This is a genomic window from Sphingomonas bacterium, from assembly GCF_028289855.1.
Classification (GTDB): domain Bacteria; phylum Pseudomonadota; class Alphaproteobacteria; order Sphingomonadales; family Sphingomonadaceae; genus Sphingomonas.
Map to the genome: position 1 here is coordinate 1 of NZ_JAQGKZ010000065.1, position 4,528 is coordinate 4,528.

Annotated in this window: 5 protein-coding genes; all 5 read right to left on the reverse strand. The window is 66.5% G+C overall.

Translation table 11 applies throughout. From position 1 onward, the window contains the following. Positions 1 to 1,136 (reverse strand): ATP-binding protein (locus tag JWM94_RS07465; RefSeq protein ID WP_299424415.1); only part of this gene is annotated, 1,136 nt, incomplete at its 3' end. A 94-nt stretch (positions 1,137 to 1,230) separates the two neighbouring features. After that, positions 1,231 to 1,617, reverse strand: coding sequence for a hypothetical protein (locus JWM94_RS07470; RefSeq protein ID WP_299424418.1), 387 nt, complete (start codon positions 1,615 to 1,617; stop codon positions 1,231 to 1,233). An 86-nt stretch (positions 1,618 to 1,703) separates the two neighbouring features. Continuing rightward, the gene (locus tag JWM94_RS07475) at positions 1,704 to 2,471 is read right to left on the reverse strand and encodes an OmpA family protein (protein ID WP_299424420.1); all 768 of its coding nucleotides are present in this window, start codon (positions 2,469 to 2,471) and stop codon (positions 1,704 to 1,706) included. Between the two features lie 80 nt (positions 2,472 to 2,551). Beyond that, positions 2,552 to 3,706, reverse strand: coding sequence for a DNA replication/repair protein RecF (gene recF, locus JWM94_RS07480; protein ID WP_299424423.1), 1,155 nt, complete (start codon positions 3,704 to 3,706; stop codon positions 2,552 to 2,554). 129 nt (positions 3,707 to 3,835) lie between these two features. After that, the coding region (locus tag JWM94_RS07485; protein ID WP_299424425.1) for a Coq4 family protein at positions 3,836 to 4,528 on the reverse strand (693 nt) is incomplete at its 5' end.

Sequence of the window (4,528 nt, forward strand, 5' to 3'; positions counted from 1 at the left end):
TTCTGTGGGTTTTCCTCGAGCCACTCGGCGAGCTTGTCGGCGAGCAGCGATTCAAGCGGCTGGCGGACCTCGGACGAGACCAGCTTGTCCTTGGTCTGCGAGCTGAACTTCGGGTCGGGCAGCTTGACCGAGACGATCGCGGTCAGCCCCTCGCGCATGTCGTCACCGGTAAGGGTGATCTTCTCCTTCTTCATCAACCCCGATTTTTCGGCGTAATTGTTGAGCGTGCGGGTCAGCGCCGAACGGAATGCCGCCAGATGCGTGCCGCCGTCGCGCTGCGGGATGTTGATGGTGAAGCACAGGACGTTTTCGTAGTAGGAATCATTCCATTCGAGCGCGACGTCGATGCCGATATCGTCGCGCTGACCGTTGACCGAGATCGGCTCGGGGAACAGCGGCGTCTTGGTGCGATCGAGATATTTGACGAACGCGGCGATCCCGCCCTCGTAATAGAGCTCGACGGTGCGCGGCTCCTCGTGGCGGGCATCGGTCAGGAACAGCCGCACCCCCGAATTGAGGAAAGCGAGCTCGCGGTAGCGATGCTCGAGCTTCTCGAAATCGAATTCGACGATCTTGAACGTCGCGGGGCTGGGGAAGAAGGTGACGCGCGTCCCCTTCTGGCCGGGCGCGGCTTTGCCGACCACCTTCAGTGGCAGCACCGCGTCACCGAACGCGAAGCGCATGTAATGCTCCTCGCCGTCGCGCCAGATCGTCAGGTCGAGCCACTCGCTGAGCGCGTTGACCACCGACACGCCGACCCCGTGCAGTCCGCCCGACACCTTGTAAGCATTGTCGTCGGACGTATTTTCGAACTTACCCCCGGCGTGGAGCTGGGTCATAATGACCTCGGCCGCCGACACGCCTTCCTCGGCGTGAATCCCGGTGGGAATCCCGCGCCCGTTATCGGTCACCGAGACCGATCCGTCGGGGTTCAGCTGGATGTCGATCCGGTCGCAATGCCCGGCCAGCGCCTCGTCGATCGCATTGTCCGACACCTCGAACACCATGTGGTGGAGGCCCGATCCGTCGTCGGTATCGCCGATATACATGCCGGGGCGTTTGCGGACGGCGTCGAGCCCTTTGAGGACCTTGATCGAATCGGCGCCGTAGTCGTTGGTATTGGGGTCTTCTGCCATGCCCAGCATATAGGGTCGGGGCGCCCGAAACGGAAGCGAAATGGGCGAGTCGTTTTTGGCCGGCGCGCTGCAGACTCGGCGGTGCCGCTGCCCGTCAGGCGCTCTGCGCCGACCGATCGTCGCCCAACCACGCCTCGGCCTCGCGTCGGTTGTCGAACCATCTGGCGGTGTCGCGGTTCAGGACGCGCCGTGCCTGTATCCGCGACAGCGAACTGCCGGTGATGAAGGCCAACCGCCGTGCGGCGTAAAGCGGATTGCCGAGCGCGCGCTGAAACGCCGCGACGACGTCCTGCGATTGCGTTTTGCAGTCCGAAAAGTCGATCAAGGTGAGATGCTGGTTCCGTGGACCGGCCAAGCTATCGATCGCGGCCTTTGCATCGATCGCGAGTTGCGTCGCCCCGGCCACATCGAAGAAACCGGTCAACGTGATGGCGACCAGCTTTCGGTGCGGATCGACCCGTATCGTCTGCGTTGCCTGCATGCCGCACTGTCGGGCATAGAGCTTTCGGATCGATGAAGAAGATCGACGGTGCGCGCGCCGGCACTCGCCGGGGCGCACACCGTGCGTCAGTTCGCGCGCGTGAAGCGATCCGCCCGCTGACCGAGCAGCGTCACCTCGACGCGGCGGTTCTGGCGCATGCCTTGCGGCGTCGCGTTGGAGGCGACCGGATCGGCTTCGCCATGCCCGACGACGGTGAAGCGCGCACGCGTCACGCCCATCTGGTCGAACGCGCCGCGCACCGCATCGGCGCGGCGTTCGGACAGCGCCTGGTTATGCGCGTCGCTGCCGCGCGAATCGGTGTAGCCGTCGATTGCAACACGCACGCCCGGTTCCGAGCGAAGATAGTCGGCGAGGGTATGAAGCTTGTCGATCGCGCCGGGGCGCAGCACCGCGCTGTCGGTGGCGAACAGTACATCCTCGTCCAGCCGCATCGTCGCGCCACGCGCGGTCTGGCGGAAGCCATAGCCGCGCATCGCGCCACGGTCCCACTCGCCGCCGCCACGCGCGCGATCGGCCACGACATAACCACTGTCGCGCGAATCCCAGTCGAACCCACCGCGGCGCGGACCGGCAATTTGAGCAAACGCGCGGTTAGCGGCGCGCGCCTCGAACACGGTCAGAAATCGGTCCTGATTGCGGTCGAAATTGCGGATCACGAACGCCCGGCCGCGCCGAGTGTCGCGTAGTTCCGGGTAGAGCACTCGAACACCGGGTCCGACCAGGCGATAATCGGCGGCGTCGGGGCGGCCTCCCGCCCAGTCCCAGCGATCCTGTGCAAGGGTGGGCGTGGCGAGCGCGGCGAGCGCGGTGGCGGCGAGGATAAGCTTCTTCACGGGGCGTCCTTTTCGATAATGGACGCCGGGTTTGCGCTGACGGCACTGAACCCGCGCTGAGGCGGTGCGACAGACGAGGTTCAGGCGGAAAGGACGCGCCCGTTGGTGACCGTGAACCAGCTCGCCTCGCCGATCCCGTCGAACGGTGCGACCTCGGTGCCGGTGATCCAGACCTGGCTGTGGGTTGACGCCAATCGGTCGAACAGCGCCGTGCGCCGTACCGGATCGAGGTGCGCCGCCACCTCATCGAGCAACAGGATTGGCGCTCGCCCGGTGCGGTCGGCGACGAGTTCGGCGTGTGCGAGGATGAGGCCGAGCAGCAGCGCTTTCTGCTCGCCGGTAGAGCACAAAGCGGCGGGCTGATCCTTGTCGAGATGCGTGACGGACAGGTCGCTGCGGTGCGGCCCGACCAATGTCCGCCCGGCGGCGGCGTCGCGGCGGCGGCCTTGCGCGAGATCGGCGGTGAGCGTTGCGATGCTGGCCCAGCCTTCGAGCGACAGCCCGGCGCGCGCGAATGGCCCCGCGGGCTGGTCGACCAGCCGTTCGCTCAGCGCTGCGACGGTTTCGCGCCGGCCTTCGTCGATCGCCGCGCCATGCTCGGCCATCTGCGCTTCGAGCGCGGTCAGCCATGCCGCGTCGGGTGTGCCCTCATCGGCGAGCAAGCGGTTGCGCGCGCGCATCGCCGCTTCGTAGCGATTGGCATGGCCGGCGTGATCGGGGCGCAGCGCCAGCGTCAGCCGGTCGAGGAAGCGGCGGCGCTCGCCAGCCGGCTCGACGAACAAGCGGTCCATCGCCGGGGTCAGCCACAGCACCGTCAGCCATTCGGCGAGCGCGTTGGCCGACGCGGTCGCTCCGTTGATGCGCACGATGCGGCGTTCGGGTGCTGAGGCGAGCGTGCCGGTGCCGATATCTACTAGCCCCTCCCCTTCAGGGGAGGGGTTAGGGTGGGGCAGTGCCGCAAGCGCATTGCCTGCGGCCCCCATCCCAACCCCTCCCCAGAAGGGGAGGGGCTTGAGTTGTGCCGCCACGCCGAACCCGCGACTGCCGCCCTGTCGCGCCATGTCGGACAGCGCCGCGCGCCGCAGCCCGCGGCCGGGCGCGAGCAGCGACACTGCCTCGAGCACGTTGGTCTTGCCTGCGCCGTTATCGCCGGTCAGCACAACGAAGCCGCGCCCCGGATGGAGCACGGCTTCTGCGTGATTTCTGAAATCGGTCAGGACCAGGCGCGACAGCATCGCGGACGTCCTATAGTATCGGGCTGGAAACCTGAACCGTTCGCCCTGGGCCTGTCGAAGGGCGTGTTCTTGACCCGTGCTTCGACAACCCCGGATCTAGTCGAGGCCGAACGGCGGTATATTCCGGCGTTACGCCGCGAGCTTCTCGGGCTCGGCGATCACATCGGCCTTGGGCGCGCTCATGTACGATGCCAGTGCGCCGAGTTCGCGCTGCGCCTTCAGATACGCGATCGGCTCGCCAAGGTTGAGGCGCTGGCGCGCCGCGTCGAGCGGCTCGTGGAGGAGCTGCTCGTAATCCTCGCCCGAAATCCACTTGGCCTTGCGCCCGCGCTTATACCCTTCCCACACCGCCTTGATGAACAGATTGTTGCCCGTCACCTTGCGGCTCTTGAGTGCCGCCGCGCCGCCAATGAACGCCCAGCCGAGCCCGCCGACCTGCGCATAGCTGAACGCGACCAACGCCGCTTCGCCCAGGCTCTCGTCCGCCTTGTACCCCGTAAGCACGTGCCAGATGTCGTGCGTGTCGCGCACTCGCCGGCCGAACCAGGCATAGGGGTGCTGGACCTGGTCCTCACTGATCACCTTGCTCACCTCGACCAGCCCATCGGCCGAATAACCGGTCGATTCGAGGAAATGGTTGTACGCCGCGCCGACCGTGCCGGGCGCGAATTGCTTGGCATAGCCGGGCTGCGAGAATATCTGCGCCAGTTCGTGGCGCTCATACGCCATGCGGCCACCGTCGGCGGTCGCGATGAACCTGGCATAGTTCATCGGCGCGTTGCCGACGTTGAGCGCGCGCATGATGCGGAACACCTGCGTCGT

Excerpts from the sequence above, each read along its gene's own strand:
- recF (WP_299424423.1), bottom strand. The coding sequence starts at position 3,706 with ATGCTGTCGCGCCTGGTCCTGACCGATTTCAGAAATCACGCAGAAGCC.
- JWM94_RS07470 (WP_299424418.1), bottom strand. The coding sequence starts at position 1,617 with ATGCAGGCAACGCAGACGATACGGGTCGATCCGCACCGAAAGCTGGTC.